The organism is Agaribacterium haliotis (assembly GCF_002312815.1).
Taxonomy (GTDB): Bacteria; Pseudomonadota; Gammaproteobacteria; order Pseudomonadales; family Cellvibrionaceae; genus Agaribacterium; species Agaribacterium haliotis.
In genome coordinates this window covers 89,936-104,309 of record NZ_NKQJ01000004.1, presented here as the reverse complement: position 1 = coordinate 104,309, position 14,374 = coordinate 89,936, and the positions used below count along the sequence as shown (strand labels likewise).

Genomic DNA, 14,374 nt, shown 5'->3' with positions numbered 1-14,374 from the left:
TTAATTGTTATTGGTTACTAGCCTAAGAGTTTTCAACGTCGCTGACCATGCCGTGGTCATCGCGCTGTGGAGCCTTGATCGGCACCACCATGGTAAAGGTCGTACCCTCACCAAGTTTGGAACTAACTTCAATAGTGCCACCGAGCACGCCCGTCACCAAGTTGTGCACAATATGCATGCCCAAACCATTGCCACCTTCCCCGAGCTTGGTTGTGAAAAAGGGGTCAAAGATACGTTTTAAATTCGCCTCGGGAATACCTGCGCCGTCGTCGGTAACGGAGACCAAACACTGATCATCGCCAAGCTTCTGGCCGCGAATAAGTGCACGCCCGTGATCGCGCCCGTCAAAGGCGTGAATCAAGGTATTGTTGAGCAGGTTGGTCACAATCTGACCGAGCGGCCCGGGGTAACTGTCGAGCAAAATCGCTTCATCACATTCGATATCGACGACATAAGGCGTGTGTTTAAAGGCCGGTGATACGGTCAACTTGGTTTCTTTCAGAACCGCAAGCAAATCAAAATTGCGGCGTTGAGCCGAGGTCCTATCCATCGCCACTTGTTTAAAACTGCTAACGAGCTCAGAGGCGCGGTCGAGGCTACTAACCACAAGCGATGTGCCCTCAATCATATCGTTGACATAAGTCTCCAGGGCCGAGCGTGTTAAGCCCTCTTCCATTTGGCGATTCAGCGAGCGGCTCTCATCAAATAAAGACGAAGCGACAGTCAGGCCATTACCTATCGGCGTATTCAATTCGTGAGCAACACCGGCAACCAGTGAACCCAGCGCTGCAAGCTTTTCACTTTGTACCAGATTGCCTTGAGTCTGTTTGAGTTGATCCAAAGTCTGTTGCAGCTCCTGGTTCACCTCTACTAAGTCAACCGTGCGCTCGCGCACTCTATCTTCAAGTGTGGTAAACGAGCTTTCTAACGAGCCCCGCATCCGCTCAAGCTGCAAGCTCAAAGCTCCGAATTCATCGTCATTTAACGGTGGAATGGCTGTTTTCAGATCGCCCTCGGCAATACCAACGGCGGCTTGCTCCAAAAGTTTTACCGGGGTTACAACTCGCCGGCGCAAGAAATAACTCACCAGTACAATGGTAAACACCAACTGAATAATAATGATCGTAAGTAACAAGCGGCTCTCGGCAACTGCGCGAGATTTTGCCCGAGCCAAGCTGTATACCAAGGTGACTTGGCCGAGTTTTTCACCCTCGTAAATAATGTCGCGGGTCACTTCAATCTGGCTGTCATCGGCAAAACTTTCCTGGCGGGTATAACTTAGGAAACTCTCACCGTGCACCGCTTTGACTTCAATCGCAGTCACCGCCGGATCAATACTAACCGAGTCGATCAGCGGCTGGCCCAAATCTGCGGCAATATTCCACAGCGGCATCGTCATACCCGCTTCAAGCAACTCGATATAGTTGTTTGCCATCTCCCGGCTATCGTGATCCACCGTTCGATAAAAATTTTCACGAATAAGAAGAAAACCTGTGAGGGTCGCGGGCACGGCTACCGACATGACCACGATAAAAAGGAGAAAGCGCTGTAAGCTGCCATATCTGGGGCCGCGAGCGCGTTGAATCTGTCGTTCATCGACAGCGAGCGTTTCTGTCACAGGTGTGGCACTTCTTGTGTAATCTTGCTGCTCTAGTCTAACGCCGGTAGAGCCCTATGGCACCCGGCCCCTGTTAATTCACTATAGTCTATTACAGCCTGAACGCCCCCGAAGAAGCAATGTTCAAGCGCGCCACAAGTAGAATTTATGCGCCAGACAAGATGGCGCAGATATCCTTCTTTTTTGCTGATCGAGCTTTAGGGTACGTCCCCAACTAGGTATAGTCGCTGTACTAACGAGGTAGCTTATGACAATCAATGTACAGCAGTGGGCTGACTTTGACGCCCTGATTTTTGATATGGACGGCACCTTGGTTGACAGCGGCCAAGTGCATGAACAAGCCTGGAGCCAGGCTTTAACAAAACACAATATTCCTATTGATGCTGCGCTGATGCGCTCGCTGGCAGGTGTACCAACAATACAAACTGTCGATAGGCTTAAACAACACTTTGCCCTGAACCCAAACCTGGATTCCCGCACTGTTGCGCTCGATAAGAGCCGCTTCGCGGCAGAACTAGCCCCGACACTATTAAAAGAAACCGCGCTGGCAAACCTTGTTCGCCACTGGGCTGGTAAAAAGAAAATCGCGCTCGGTACCGGCGCCGAAAGCTCTGAGGCTGAGAATATCCTCGAACAACTGGGCTTACGCAAGTTTTTCCCTGTTGTCGTTGGCGGAGATAAAGTAAGTGGCCACAAACCCGAACCCGATACCTTTTTACTCTGCGCCGAAGAGCTCGGTGTTAAGCCTGAGCAATGTGTCGTTTTCGAAGACAGTGTATTGGGCTTAGCCGCGGGCCGCGCAGCCAATATGACCGTGGTCGATGTCGCCGATCACGGCATTTACAATGATTACTTTTTGGAAAAAACACTATGCAAGTAGAGCAAGACCTGGTCGTGAGTTTTTATTACAGCCTGCACGACAGCGACGGCAACGAACTGGAAAACAACTTCGGCAGTACACCGATGAGCTATCTCCACGGCCACGGCAACCTTTTTAAAAAACTAGAAAACGAACTGACCGGCCTGGAAGTTGGCGCACAGCGGCTGGTTGAACTAAGCCCCAGCGAAGCCTACGGCGAGCGACGAGAAAACGCCACAAAGAAGGTGCCGGTCAAGCACTTACTCGGTAAACCTAAAAAGCTAAAAGCGGGTCAATTTGTTAAAGTAAACAGCGAAAAGGGTGCGATTGATGCCAGCGTCATAAAACCGGGAAAGTTTATGGTCGAGCTCGACTTCAATCATCCACTTGCAGGTAAAAACTTGAGCTTCAATGTCGAGATCGCAGAAATCAGGCAGGCCGAAGCCGACGAGCTTGCTCACGGCCATGCTCACGGCCCGGGCGGTCACCAGCACCACTAAGACTTAAGGCCACAAGCCCTTTGAGCAGCTTGCGTTCAAGGGGCCTTTTCCTAGACTGAACTATAAGTGTATTTAAGTGAACAAACGTGATTATCGAGAACTGGAGCTTGCCCGACGTCCTCTACACCCAATACCTTGGGGTAGTCAGCGGTGAACAACTGATCAGCTACGCGCTCGGCGCCAGTGGCGATGAGCGCTTTGAAAACATCAAGTACGTTATCGGAGACTGGTCTCAGGTAGAGCGCACAGAAATTAGTACCGAACACGTGCGCGAGCTGATGGCCTGCTTAAAAGTAATGGCGCGCCTGTGCCCGGACGCCCGCAACGCCAGCATCGTTAAGCGCAATGAAAGCGGTTTGTCGCTGGCGGCCTGGTACAAACATCTCGCCGACGGTTTATCTTGGGATGTGCGAATTTTTCACGACCCACGCGAGTGCTTTAGCGAGTTTGGCCTCGATTTTCACAAACTAAAAGTTGAGCAGGGCTGCGTCATCAAAAAAGTGAGCGCGCTTTAAGGCTCACGCTCACGCCCCCAAGTGCACAACAACACGGCGGCGCTGCGCTGAGCGCCGGTGCTCCCACAAATAAATTCCCTGCCAGGTACCCAGCGCCAATTCGCCACCGTCAACCGGCACAGAGATACTGCTAGCAGTCAGCGCCGCTTTTATATGCGCGGGCATGTCGTCATCACCCTCAAGAGTGTGCGTGTAAAGTGGGTCCCGCTCGGGCACCAAACGATTGAGCCAGTGCTCCAAGTCTCGCTGAGCAGAGGCGTCGTAGTTTTCCTGTATCAACAGGCTGGCAGATGTATGCTGGATAAATAAGGTGCACAGGCCCTGCTCGAGGCCGCTGCCGCGAACCAACGCATTAACTTTGTCAGTAAAAGCAAACAAACCCTGACCTGACACATCTATTTGCAAAGTAAAAATCATATGCTGTTCTCCTTCGAAGCGCACTATAACAGCTTATTCGCAAATCACTTTTGGGCCTGTGGCATAATGCCAAGCTACCTTTGAGAGCCGAAACAAGATGTACGCTTTTTTTGAACGCCTCCTAGCCCCCTTCCCAAAACAGCAACAAGGTGAGCCGCCCAAGAGCTTGCTGGGTTTTTGCCTGCACTACGCAACCGGCGCCAAACGCTACTTGTTTTATATGGGCTTTTTTACTGCACTGATCGCCGCGCTGGAAGTGTCTCTGTACGGCTTTGTCGGCCACATTGTCGATTGGCTCAACAGCCAGCCTCACCGCGACGTGTTCTCATCGGACAATACCACTTTGTGGTTAGCAGCACTGGTCTTACTGTTATTACCTTTTGGCATCTTTATGCAGAACATGCTTTTGCATCAGACGCTGCTGGGCAACTTCCCGATGCGTATACGCTGGTTGGCTCACCGCCACCTGCTCGGTCACAGCATGGCCTATTATCAGGATGAGTTTGCCGGACGCCTGGCCACGAAAGTTATGCAAACGGCACTGGCCGTGCGCGAAACAATTATGAAGTTTGTCGACGTGCTGCTCTACGTTGTGATTTATTTCATCAGTGGGTTAATTCTTGTTGCCAGTCTCGACTGGCGCCTGGCACTACCTTTTTTGTTGTGGTTAGCTTGCTACATTACTCTGCTGAAAATTTTCTTGCCCAAGCTCGGCAAAATCAGTGAAAAACAGGCCGATGCCCGCTCGGTCATGACCGGGCGCATTGTCGACACCTACACCAATATCGCCACCGTTAAACTCTTTAGCCACAGTGGCCGGGAGCTCGGCTATGCGCGCGACGCCATGCAAGGCTTTCTCGACACCGTGTACCCGCAAATGCGCCTCGCCACGAGCCTCACTTCACTGGTCTGGGCAGCAAGCGCACTGCTTATCGGTTCCGTCGGCGCCATTAGCCTGTGGCTCTGGTCCATTGATGCCATCAGTACCGGAGCCATCGCTGCGGCCTGCGCCCTGGTTCTTCGCCTAAACGGCATGAGTCACTGGATTATGTGGGAAGTATCAGCCCTGTTTGAAAACATGGGCACGGTGCGCGACGGCATCAATACACTGACCGCCAAACGCCACGTACAAGACAAAGCCGATGCCAGGGCCTTTGAGTTTAAACAGGGTCACATTCATTTCAAACAGCTCGACTTCAGTTACGGCAAAGATAAAAACGTTATCGAGCAATTTGAGCTAGATATCCAGCCAGGTGAAAAGGTTGGTTTAGTCGGGCGCAGCGGCGCCGGCAAAAGCACGCTGGTTAACTTGCTGCTGCGCTTTTACGATATCGACGCTGGCAGCATAAATATTGATGGGCAGAATATCGCAGACCTGACTCAAGAAAGCTTGCGCCAGCACATAGGCATGGTAACGCAGGATACTTCATTGCTGCACCGCAGTGTGCGCGACAACCTCTGTTACGGGCGCCCCGATGCCAGCGAAGAGCAAATTATTCAAGCTTGCAAACAGGCTTCGGCACTGGAGTTTATTCAAGAGCTCGAAGACGCCAAAGGTCGCAAAGGGCTCGAAGCGCACGTCGGAGAGCGCGGCGTAAAACTGAGCGGAGGCCAGCGCCAGCGCATCGCTATCGCCAGGGCACTGCTCAAAAACGCCCCAATTCTTATATTAGATGAAGCGACATCAGCTTTGGACTCTGAAGTTGAAAATGCTATTCAGCAGAATTTGCACAAACTGATGAAAGACAAAACCGTCATAGCTATTGCCCACCGTTTATCGACGATTGCCGAACTCGATAGATTAATTGTTATGGACGAAGGAAAAATTGTTGAGCAGGGTTCTCATGCGCAATTACTCAAACAAGGTGGTATTTACGCGCGCTTGTGGCAACACCAAAGTGGCGGTTTTCTCGGTGAAGATGGCTAAAAACGTTTTTTAAATAACAATATATAGCTCACCAGTGGTTTAGTACTTTCCAGTCACTGACCGCGGGGTGAGCCAAACCCAGCTTGTTTAAATACGCGTCTAGCTGCTCTTGCCGACGCATAAGCTCAATACCGTTGTTAAGTTTTTCAAACAAAACGTCGGCCCCCGGGCTCACCCGCGAAACAACAAAATGACGCTCACCGTTGAGCTTAACTTTCACCCCTTTTATTGGTAGCAAATCGTGGCCGTAAAGGTGCACACTTAAATCGCTACTCGTCGGAAATTTCAATAAGGTAAAATCGGCGCGACCAAAACGCATCATTTCAAAGATTGAATCAAAACGTACCGCTTGACGCACCTTTGGTGTTAAATCAAATAGCGCTTGTTTGTCTATGTGCCAATTGTGAACAACAACACCGCGATAACTACGAAATTCAACAGCAGTGCCATACTTACCCTGCAAGTCGTGCCCAGCAAGAATATAAATACCTTTTTCATATTCCCCATAACGAATCACAGGAACGGTGTAGCGCAGTCTGTCGGTATCGATGTCTTGCGACCAAACAGTTTCACCACTGATATCGACACTGCCGCTTTTCACCATCTCCAGTGCACGGGCGTAGCTAGGCGCTACAACTAACTCAATTCTAGGCTGCACACCCGCCAAATGAAGTGCCTGGCAGATCAGCAACATCTCTAGCGCACCGCGGGGAAAGTTGTGGTGCTCAGGCACCTCATATTTATCGCAGCTTTGATCTTCCAGCTCGCGTTTGTATATATCTATATTGGAAGCCACTGCAGCGATACGCAGGGTCAAGACTGGTTTTGCTGAGTGCTCGTCAGCCCAAGCGGTTGACAGAAAAACGCACAGGGCTAACAAAATATCGCGTGTGCTTACACGTACCAACAACAATTTATTCATGCTAATACCCCTGCGCCAAACCATAGGGATCTTTTGTTTGCATTTACAGTCTAAGGTAATAAGTTCTCAGCACTTACACCACAAGGAGCGGTTATGGATCTCGCCTTACTTCAATCATGGCTTGGCTGGTCACTTATAGTGAATGCTGCCTTACTGTTAATATCCTCTGCTGTGCTTCTAATCGGCCCCAAGCTTGTGCTAAACATTCACCAGCGCATTAGCGGTATACCAGCACAACAATTAAAACTGGAATACTTGCGCTTTCTTGGCAACTATAAAATTCTTGTCATTGTTTTTAATCTTGTGCCATGGTTGGCGTTATTGCTTGTCAGTTAAACGCTAACTCGCGACGTCGTCGATGCCGCTAAACTTATCGACATAGCGGGTACGAATTGCGGTTATTTCATCAAGATTTTCGAACAGTGCCGCAATAACTTGGGGATCAAAGTGTTTGCCCGCTTGCTCTTGCATATGCTGATTTACTTTTTCAAGCGGCCAAGCCTGCTTGTAGACTCGATCGCTCGCAAGCGCATCATAGACATCAGCAACGCTGGTAATTCGCGCCTCAAGCGCGATTTCTTGACCCTGCAATCCCTCTGGATAACCTGAGCCATCCCATTTTTCGTGGTGCTGCAAACTCACCAACGCGCCAACCTGTAATATTTCCCTTTTGCTGTCTCCGAGTAAATCATGGCCAATCGACGCGTGGCTTTTCATTACCTGCCACTCTGCATCATCGAGCTTTCCCGGCTTATTTAGTATCGCATCCGGAATACCAATTTTGCCAAGATCGTGCAGTGGAGATGCATAGTGCAGAACTTCTGCTCTAGCCTCACTCATGCCCAAAGCACGGCCGAGTAAACGGCTAATCGCAGCAACGCGCTTAACGTGGTTACCCGTTTCCCGAGATCGACTTTCAACTGCCTCACCGAGGCGATAAACCAGTTCTTTTTGCGTCTCTACTAATTGATCTTTGAGATAGAGATTATCAAACGCAATCAATACGTTGTCACAAAAAAGCTCTATCAAATGCGAATCGAGCTGATTCTGTTCTTTAATACCACTTAAAAACAGTACATTTTTCTGACCATCCTGACCTTTTGAAATAGTTAAGTACTGATCCCCCTTATGCAAGCCCCGGCTATCGTCAGTCGAGTTAATAAGTTCGATAAAATCCCTATCAAGTAAATCACTAACTCTTTCACCAGATTTTTCACCGAACATTCCCGTGCCTGCAACCACCCGACATTCGCCGTCGTGATCTTGCGCGGTCAGGCCCTCTAACTTTCCAAAAAAGGCATCTTCATCTATATGAAGTATCGACGTGATTTGCTGCAATACACCCGCTGTAAACTCATCAAAAAACCTTTTTTCATAAATATTTTTTGATGCTTGAATAACTCGTTCCAAACCTTTTCTGCTTTCATCAAGCGCAAGAATATCTCGGTACGAACGCAGGCAGCTGTACATTAACGTATAGAGTTTTCTCGAGGTAAGCTCGGTTTTTTCTTTGTAGTCATTAATATCGTATTCACTTATCACATCTCGTTCGGGTGCCTGGCCGGGCTGACCGGTGCGCAAAACAATACGCACGCTGGTATTGCGCAGTTCTTCTCGAATAAAACGCGCCGTATCCAAACCCGCATGTTCACTCTCCATCACCACATCAAGCAGAACAACAGCAATATCGTCGTAATCTTTAAAAAGCCGCCGGGCTTCTTCACCTGAAAAAGCATCAACAAATTCCAGCGGCCTCCCCTCAAAGCTGAAATCCGACAAAGCAAACTTGGTAACCTTGTGAATATTCTCTTCGTCATCAACCACGGCTATACGCCACGGCTTTTTACCACTTTTCTGAACTTGTTCGTCTTTGGAATAATCGTGTTCAGGAGCAAAAATAAATTCTTCCATTGTAAACTCACAAATCAATTACTATTGGTAAATTTAGAACAAACACGGCGCCGCGACCCGGCGAGCTTGTACATTCAATGCTGCCACCCAACTTATTTGTGACGATATTGTGTACAATACTCAAACCTAAGCCACTGCCACCCGAGTTTCTCTTTGTAGTAAAAAACGGATCAAATATATGCTGCACGGTATCGGCATCAATACCGACGCCGTTATCAGAATAAATAAATTCAACCATGTCTCCCCGCCGCTTAAATTCGATGGTTATTTCCGGTTTATCTATCTCATTGAATGCGTGATACAGCGAATTCATAATCATATTAATGATCACTTGAGCAAAAGCACCGGCATATGTCTTCATCATCAGGTCGTCGTCATACCGTAACGCTGGCTCTACTTGCACACTGCGCAAACGCGGGCTTAGGCTTAGCACGATGTCTTTACAGTAGGCGGCCAGTTCAAACTCTCGAATCTGCTCACTACTTTTGTCTACGGCGACACGCTTGAAACTACTGATAAGTGACGAGGCGCGGCTCAAGTTAACATGTACCAGTTCAGCGCACTCTTTGGCCATCAAAAAGAATCGGTTGAGATCACTTTTACTTAATTTTCCCTTGTGGAATTTTTCCTCAAGCTCGTCCACCGTCGAGGACATATGTGACGATGCCGTCAAGCCGACGCCAAGAGGTGTATTGATCTCGTGCGTGATACTGCTTACGAGTGCTCCCAGCGATGCCAGACTCTGGTTTTGCTCTAGTTCATCCTGAGCGCTGCGCAAAGCTAATAGAGCTTCAAGTAGTTCCGCGTTTTTAGCTTCCAGCTCAAGCGTGCGCTGCTTAACTTTTTGCTCGAGCGAATTATTTAACTGCTCTAACTGCTGTTGAGCCTCGTGCTGCTTGAGCTTAAATTCGGTGATATCTTCATAAGTGCCAAGCACCCCGATCAGCTCACCGTGCTCATTTAACAGCGGAACTTTATTGGTACGCAGCCAATTTTTACTGCCATCGCTGCGCTCTTGCGGCTCTTCGTAGTTCAGCCTTGGAATAGAGCTTTGCATGACCTGCTGATCATCGCGGCGATAGGCTTCGGCTGTTTCACTATCCCAAGGTAGCTCCCGATCACTTCTTCCTATGAGCTCATCAATCGAATTGCAGCCAGCATCGTCAATAAACTGCTTGTTAGCACCGAGATAGCAACTGTTGGTATCTTTCCAGAAAACTCGTGAAGGCAAGTTATCTAGGGCCGTTCGGAACAGATAGTGGTGCTCGGCAAGCTCGTTCTCCAGCTCTCGAACCCTGCGCTCGAGCTGCTCGGAATCTTGCCCCTGCTGTGCCGACTCAGCGCCTTTATACATCTTGTTATCTGCCTCTGAGCAGCGATAGCGCGGAGACGCAGTTTTAGCCTGCATATGCCCACGTACCTGGCTACTCAAAACACGGTTTAAAACATTGCCAAATATGTATGAACGACTGTTTCAATCTTAAGAACAATCCAATTCCCGAGCCGCTCTTAGTAGTAAAAGCATAGCAGCAATGTACAATTTGGCTTGCGATTAACTGGCCCCACAACACACTCAACTGGCATGCGATACAACCATCAGCCCTACTGGTATTACCGCTTACACAGCTGGCTTAGCGGCCTGTACTGCCGTCATATTGTCGAGCCTCAGTTTGATAGCATCGGCGATGGCCTGGCCGTACTTCACCCGCGTAGCCTCAAGCTGTTCGGTCACAATATTCATGCAGGCAGGCACTTACACTTAATTTGCAGTCGCGATAAACCCATAGGCTTAAGTACCTGGAGCAGTAAAAACCAACAGGGTTATATTCAGATAGGGGATTTCTGTCTTATTTCCCCTGGCGTAACCATCGCCTCAGCTGAAAAAATCACGATAGGAAAAAATTGCATGATTGCAGCAGATGCCTATATTAGCGACAGCGACTGGCACGGACTTTACAATCGCACCCGCCCATTTCGCTGCTCGGCCCCGGTAAGCATCGCCGATAATGTTTGGATTGGTATGAGGGCTGTTGTTGGCAAGGGGGTAAAAATAGGGGAAAACAGTGTCGTTGCGGCAGGGTCTGTAGTCGTTGAAGACGTCGAAGCCAATGTTGTGGTCGGCGGAAACCCCGCCCGCGTGATCAAAAGACTCAAGGCAGATAAACGCCGATTAACGCGGGAGTTTTTATTTAGCGGCGCAACAGACTACGCCGACAATCAACAACAATTAAACCACTACTTACTCGCCAACAATTCAACTCTGCGCTGGATAAAAAGCTTGATTAAGCCCAGCAAACTTAACTAAGGCTTAAGGCTGATACCAGTAACCCTGATTGACATAACAATCAATGCTATCTAAGCCCATATGAATAAGTAAGCCCAAGCCCGCGTAGCGCAGGTAGCAAAAACGCGGCTGTAGAAACATTAAAAGATAAACAATAATTGGCAACAGCCCGTGCAGTGGATGAAAACCAATAGAACAGCGCTCTGCATCATAAATAGGCGTGGCCAACAGGTGGTCGATATCAACCAGCATGGTCAATACCATTATGCCGTAGCTGCGCCAAAAGCATTTTCGCCAAACAAGCGCAGCCGGCAATAGAGGAACAATAAAATGCAAAAGTATGTGCAGCACAATCAGGGCGCCATATGAGTTCGTGGTACGTTTATTTACTACGCTGCGCCGACGATAGCCTGTACTGCGGCGTAACAACCGAACTGCAGCGCAGAGTAAAGGAGCACAATTTTAGTAATAAAGGCGCCCGCTACACCAGGGCAAGACGACCTGTCAGCCTAGCCTACAGCGAAAAAGTCAGCAGCCGCCAGCAAGCGTGTCGCAGAGAAGCCGAAATCAAGAAGCTAAGTCGCAAACAAAAACTAAAACTAATAAATCCAGCAGACAGTTAAACACACTGCCCGGGCAGTGTGTGATAGCTCTAACCTTGTCCCAGTGACAAGGTTAGAGCTCGAGCATCAATAGGGAAGAAAATCAATGCTGTAGTTGATGGTAGTCTGCACAACACTGCGCTGACCAAAGTTGATTAAACGCACACGGGCAAGAAGCTTGCGCTCTAGTGCAGGATCTTCAAGCTCACTGCTGACGATTGAGGCCGAGCTAACTTTACCTGTCGGTTCAATCACCAACTTAAAGACAACCTTACCTTCTAACGCAGGGTTGCGGCGCAGAGCACGATTATAAATTGCATCAATCGCGCCTTTGTTTTTATCCATCGTCTTGCGAATTTCTTCTTCGCTGCGCTTACTGCCATCGCGGGCCGGTTTTGCTTTTGCGACACTTGCTTTACCCGTCGCAGCGGCAAGTTCACTTTTAACTTTGGTATCTTTTTTACCACTGAGCGCTTTACCGCCGGTATCCCGGCTAAGTTTAGCAGTGTTGATACCGCCACTGCCGGCCTTGGCAGCTGCACCGATAACTGAGCGATCCACCTCCGCTGCTGCCCCGGCACTCTGGGTCAATGATGAAGCATCATCACTCATATCGCCGACATCAAAAGCTTCGCGCATATCCGACAGTGCATCGGCAAATTGATTGATCTCAGCTTCGGCAACCTGCCTCGCCTCTTCAACTAGCTGCGCCGGCGGCTCTTCTTTTACCGGTGGCGGCGTTGGTTTTGACTCGGGCTTCGGCTCTTCTTTTTTAGGTGGCGGCGTCGGCTTTTCTTCTGGCTTGGGCTGCTCTTTTTTAGGCTCGGGAGTCGGAGGCGGCGGCGGTGGAGGCAGCTTTTTTTCTTCGAGCTGCACTCGGGCAAGCTGCGGCGGCAGTTTCTCTAACTGCTTGCGATCAGGCTCCGGCAATTTAATTAAAGGAATAGCGATACTCAGCACCAAAAATGGCACCAACAATACTAAAAAGATACGTTTAAAACGGCGGTTATCGTCGTCGGACGACGCCCACGGCAACTGCAAATTAGGAGGGGCGATAAAACTGGCCATTATTATCCCTCCACCGATGCATCAACAGCTGAGGAATCATCCGAAGCAACTTGACTGACCGCCAGGGAGATATTGCGAAACTCTGCTTTTGCGCAGGTCGCCATTACCTTCTTTAGCAATTTGTACGGCGTATCTTTATCGGCCATGATATTGATATCACGCCCGGCTTTTTCTGCCTCTTCATCGGCATAGGGGTTGCGGCTGGCCAGATAATCAAGCTCTTTCTTTAAGCCACTTATCTCAGCATCAACATCCATAATGGTTTTTAAGCTCGCAACTTTGCGGCCGCCAACAAGAATATCTTCTTTACTAACCACCACTACCAAAGTGTCTTCGGGCTTTTTCTCAGCAACCGACTCAGGCAATTTAATGGTTTTATCATTTTGCAGTACTTCGACATCAGAAGAGTTCACCAACAAAAAGAACACCAAAATCGTAAAGATATCCATCAGAGATACCAGATTGAGCTTGGACGTCTTTTTTGCTCGGCGGTGATGCCGCTCCATGCGCTTTGTACGTTTGGATTTTTTCATTTAGTTGAAGTCCCCTTTACTGCGGGGCCGGCAACTGGCGCATCTCCAAGAGAAATAGCCGGAAACAGTTCGGCGTCAACCACCGATGCTGCCACGACGGCTTTGTAACTGCGCACAGTATCCATAGCTTTAACAATGGTTTGATAGTCGGTTTCTGGCTGAGACAAAATTAATATGTCACGCTTTTCTTTGCCTTGATCTTTAAGCTGGCGTTTTATTTCCTGCAATAAAGTTGAAAGCAATTTAAAGTCGTGAACTAACTCAGCTGTCTCAGCGTCTGTGACTTTAGGCAAGCGGCGCAAAGGCGTTCCCGCAGGGTAATTCACAACCATCTCATCTTTTAAAATAACAAGCTCAAGGCCGTCATTTTTTTTATCAGAACTTGCCTGGGAGTTGGAGGCAATATCCGGCAATTTCAGATCCAAGACCGAGATGTGACTGAACACCATACTCATTAGCAGCACCGGAACCAGAATAATCATCAGGTTCATAAATGATGTGATATCCAGCTCCGCTTCTTTATTGCGAAATCTGCTTCTGCGCATTACTAAAGCCTGTTATTTGTCAGTGTTACGAGTACGAGCTGTTGAGTTAGCTGAGCCACTCATTAAGTTCAGACACTTGGTGCCAGCCATTTCCAGGCTGTCGACAATTTCGGTTGTCTTTTCAACCAACATCGCGTGCACTAACAAAAGCGGGATCGCGGCGATCAAACCAAAAGCGGTGGTATTCATCGCTACAGAAATACTCTGCGAAAGCAGCGTTGCTTTCTCTGCGGGCTCCGCGTTGGCAACAGCGGTAAACGCAGCGATAAGCCCCATAATCGTTCCAAGTAGGCCCAACAGCGTTGCAATATTTGCCAAAGTAGCCAAATAAGAGGTGCGCTTTTCCAGGCGGGGAACAGCTTCCATCACACCTTCTTCCATTGCGTATTCGATCTCTTCGCGGCGCGGGGTTTGTTGCATGCGCGCAAGACCGGCAGCAACAATGCGGCCAATCGGAGCGCGGCTTGAGCGCGCGAGTTCAACCACTGCGCTGTAATCCTTCTTGCGCAACATAGGCAGCATGCGATCAAAGGCGCGACGGTTGGACGATTTAGCGGCGCTAAGAAATACCCACCGTTCAATAGCCAGGGCCAAACCCAAAACTAAAACCACGGCAATCGGGTACATAAAAGGCCCACCGGTTTGAAAAAAAGTAACAATTGCACTCATTGTT

General features: G+C 49.0%; 17 protein-coding genes. 7 read left to right on the top strand and 10 right to left on the bottom strand.

The features are described 5' to 3' along the window. Window positions 1–22: 22 nt before the first annotated feature. Complete coding sequence (locus tag CFK45_RS06470; protein ID WP_239923597.1) at window positions 23–1,618, bottom strand: sensor histidine kinase; 1,596 nt, start codon at window positions 1,616–1,618, stop codon at window positions 23–25. A gap of 247 nt (window positions 1,619–1,865) precedes the next feature. Between CFK45_RS06470 and CFK45_RS06465 the strand changes: the two genes are divergently transcribed. From CFK45_RS06465 to CFK45_RS06455, 3 genes are all read left to right on the top strand, one after another. Continuing rightward, window positions 1,866–2,498, top strand: a complete 633-nt coding sequence (locus CFK45_RS06465; RefSeq protein ID WP_096085617.1) for an HAD family hydrolase — start codon at window positions 1,866–1,868, stop codon at window positions 2,496–2,498. Further along, the gene (locus tag CFK45_RS06460) at window positions 2,489–2,977 is read left to right on the top strand and encodes an FKBP-type peptidyl-prolyl cis-trans isomerase (RefSeq protein WP_096085616.1); all 489 of its coding nucleotides are present in this window, start codon (window positions 2,489–2,491) and stop codon (window positions 2,975–2,977) included. Before CFK45_RS06465 ends, CFK45_RS06460 begins: the two co-directional genes overlap by 10 nt. A gap of 86 nt (window positions 2,978–3,063) precedes the next feature. Next, window positions 3,064–3,492, top strand: a complete 429-nt coding sequence (locus tag CFK45_RS06455) for a hypothetical protein (RefSeq protein WP_096085615.1) — start codon at window positions 3,064–3,066, stop codon at window positions 3,490–3,492. Between the two features lie 9 nt (window positions 3,493–3,501). Here CFK45_RS06455 and CFK45_RS06450 read toward each other — a convergent pair whose 3' ends face one another. After that, window positions 3,502–3,909, bottom strand: a complete 408-nt coding sequence (locus CFK45_RS06450; RefSeq protein ID WP_096085614.1) for a secondary thiamine-phosphate synthase enzyme YjbQ — start codon at window positions 3,907–3,909, stop codon at window positions 3,502–3,504. Window positions 3,910–4,006: 97 nt separating this feature from the next. On the opposite strand from CFK45_RS06450, the gene CFK45_RS06445 reads away from it, so the two are divergent. Next, window positions 4,007–5,836 (top strand): ABC transporter ATP-binding protein, encoded by a 1,830-nt coding sequence (locus CFK45_RS06445; RefSeq protein WP_096085613.1) that lies wholly within the window; start codon window positions 4,007–4,009, stop codon window positions 5,834–5,836. A gap of 28 nt (window positions 5,837–5,864) precedes the next feature. Here the strand turns inward: CFK45_RS06445 and CFK45_RS06440 are convergent, their stop codons facing one another. After that, a complete protein-coding gene (locus tag CFK45_RS06440) occupies window positions 5,865–6,758 on the bottom strand; it encodes a type 2 periplasmic-binding domain-containing protein (RefSeq protein WP_096085612.1) in 894 nt (297 codons plus the stop codon). Between the two features lie 93 nt (window positions 6,759–6,851). On the opposite strand from CFK45_RS06440, the gene CFK45_RS06435 reads away from it, so the two are divergent. Beyond that, window positions 6,852–7,094, top strand: coding sequence for a DUF6868 family protein (locus tag CFK45_RS06435; RefSeq protein WP_096085611.1), 243 nt, complete (start codon window positions 6,852–6,854; stop codon window positions 7,092–7,094). A 3-nt stretch (window positions 7,095–7,097) separates the two neighbouring features. Here the strand turns inward: CFK45_RS06435 and CFK45_RS06430 are convergent, their stop codons facing one another. After that, complete coding sequence (locus CFK45_RS06430; protein ID WP_096085752.1) at window positions 7,098–8,669, bottom strand: DUF3369 domain-containing protein; 1,572 nt, start codon at window positions 8,667–8,669, stop codon at window positions 7,098–7,100. 7 nt (window positions 8,670–8,676) lie between these two features. Next, window positions 8,677–10,077 carry a sensor histidine kinase gene (locus CFK45_RS06425; protein WP_096085610.1) on the bottom strand — a complete coding sequence of 467 codons (1,401 nt, stop codon included), beginning with the start codon at window positions 10,075–10,077 and terminating at the stop codon, window positions 8,677–8,679. A 174-nt stretch (window positions 10,078–10,251) separates the two neighbouring features. On the opposite strand from CFK45_RS06425, the gene CFK45_RS06420 reads away from it, so the two are divergent. Beyond that, a complete protein-coding gene (locus tag CFK45_RS06420; RefSeq protein ID WP_096085609.1) occupies window positions 10,252–10,974 on the top strand; it encodes an acyltransferase in 723 nt (240 codons plus the stop codon). Between the two features lie 3 nt (window positions 10,975–10,977). On the opposite strand, the gene CFK45_RS06415 is transcribed toward CFK45_RS06420, so the two are convergent. Beyond that, window positions 10,978–11,304 carry a DUF6122 family protein gene (locus CFK45_RS06415; protein WP_192870743.1) on the bottom strand — a complete coding sequence of 109 codons (327 nt, stop codon included), beginning with the start codon at window positions 11,302–11,304 and terminating at the stop codon, window positions 10,978–10,980. A gap of 14 nt (window positions 11,305–11,318) precedes the next feature. Between CFK45_RS06415 and CFK45_RS06410 the strand changes: the two genes are divergently transcribed. Further along, window positions 11,319–11,576, top strand: coding sequence for a GIY-YIG nuclease family protein (locus CFK45_RS06410; RefSeq protein ID WP_096085608.1), 258 nt, complete (start codon window positions 11,319–11,321; stop codon window positions 11,574–11,576). A gap of 66 nt (window positions 11,577–11,642) precedes the next feature. Here CFK45_RS06410 and CFK45_RS06405 read toward each other — a convergent pair whose 3' ends face one another. The 4 genes from CFK45_RS06405 to CFK45_RS06390 are packed head-to-tail and all read right to left on the bottom strand — an operon-like array spanning window position 11,643 to window position 14,370. Then, window positions 11,643–12,623 (bottom strand): AgmX/PglI C-terminal domain-containing protein, encoded by a 981-nt coding sequence (locus CFK45_RS06405; RefSeq protein WP_096085607.1) that lies wholly within the window; start codon window positions 12,621–12,623, stop codon window positions 11,643–11,645. A gap of 2 nt (window positions 12,624–12,625) precedes the next feature. Beyond that, window positions 12,626–13,156 (bottom strand): ExbD/TolR family protein, encoded by a 531-nt coding sequence (locus CFK45_RS06400; RefSeq protein WP_192870742.1) that lies wholly within the window; start codon window positions 13,154–13,156, stop codon window positions 12,626–12,628. Further along, window positions 13,153–13,701: an ExbD/TolR family protein gene (locus CFK45_RS06395; protein ID WP_096085606.1), complete on the bottom strand. Its 549-nt coding sequence runs from the start codon at window positions 13,699–13,701 to the stop codon at window positions 13,153–13,155. The genes CFK45_RS06400 and CFK45_RS06395 overlap by 4 nt, the downstream gene beginning before the upstream one ends. A gap of 12 nt (window positions 13,702–13,713) precedes the next feature. Further along, window positions 13,714–14,370 carry a MotA/TolQ/ExbB proton channel family protein gene (locus CFK45_RS06390; RefSeq protein WP_096085605.1) on the bottom strand — a complete coding sequence of 219 codons (657 nt, stop codon included), beginning with the start codon at window positions 14,368–14,370 and terminating at the stop codon, window positions 13,714–13,716. Window positions 14,371–14,374 lie beyond the last annotated feature (4 nt).

Bases quoted from the DNA above. Each gene is read 5' to 3' on its own strand.
- CFK45_RS06440 (WP_096085612.1), bottom strand. From the start codon at position 6,758: ATGAATAAATTGTTGTTGGTACGTGTAAGCACACGCGATATTTTGTTA.
- CFK45_RS06450 (WP_096085614.1), bottom strand. From the start codon at position 3,909: ATGATTTTTACTTTGCAAATAGATGTGTCAGGTCAGGGTTTGTTTGCT.
- CFK45_RS06465 (WP_096085617.1), top strand. From the start codon at position 1,866: ATGACAATCAATGTACAGCAGTGGGCTGACTTTGACGCCCTGATTTTT.
- CFK45_RS06460 (WP_096085616.1), top strand. From the start codon at position 2,489: ATGCAAGTAGAGCAAGACCTGGTCGTGAGTTTTTATTACAGCCTGCAC.
- CFK45_RS06400 (WP_192870742.1), bottom strand. From the start codon at position 13,156: ATGAAAAAATCCAAACGTACAAAGCGCATGGAGCGGCATCACCGCCGA.
- CFK45_RS06420 (WP_096085609.1), top strand. From the start codon at position 10,252: ATGCGATACAACCATCAGCCCTACTGGTATTACCGCTTACACAGCTGG.
- CFK45_RS06445 (WP_096085613.1), top strand. From the start codon at position 4,007: ATGTACGCTTTTTTTGAACGCCTCCTAGCCCCCTTCCCAAAACAGCAA.
- CFK45_RS06405 (WP_096085607.1), bottom strand. From the start codon at position 12,623: ATGGCCAGTTTTATCGCCCCTCCTAATTTGCAGTTGCCGTGGGCGTCG.
- CFK45_RS06390 (WP_096085605.1), bottom strand. From the start codon at position 14,370: ATGAGTGCAATTGTTACTTTTTTTCAAACCGGTGGGCCTTTTATGTAC.
- CFK45_RS06430 (WP_096085752.1), bottom strand. From the start codon at position 8,669: ATGGAAGAATTTATTTTTGCTCCTGAACACGATTATTCCAAAGACGAA.
- CFK45_RS06395 (WP_096085606.1), bottom strand. From the start codon at position 13,701: ATGCGCAGAAGCAGATTTCGCAATAAAGAAGCGGAGCTGGATATCACA.
- CFK45_RS06435 (WP_096085611.1), top strand. From the start codon at position 6,852: ATGGATCTCGCCTTACTTCAATCATGGCTTGGCTGGTCACTTATAGTG.
- CFK45_RS06425 (WP_096085610.1), bottom strand. From the start codon at position 10,077: ATGCAGGCTAAAACTGCGTCTCCGCGCTATCGCTGCTCAGAGGCAGAT.
- CFK45_RS06410 (WP_096085608.1), top strand. From the start codon at position 11,319: ATGAGTTCGTGGTACGTTTATTTACTACGCTGCGCCGACGATAGCCTG.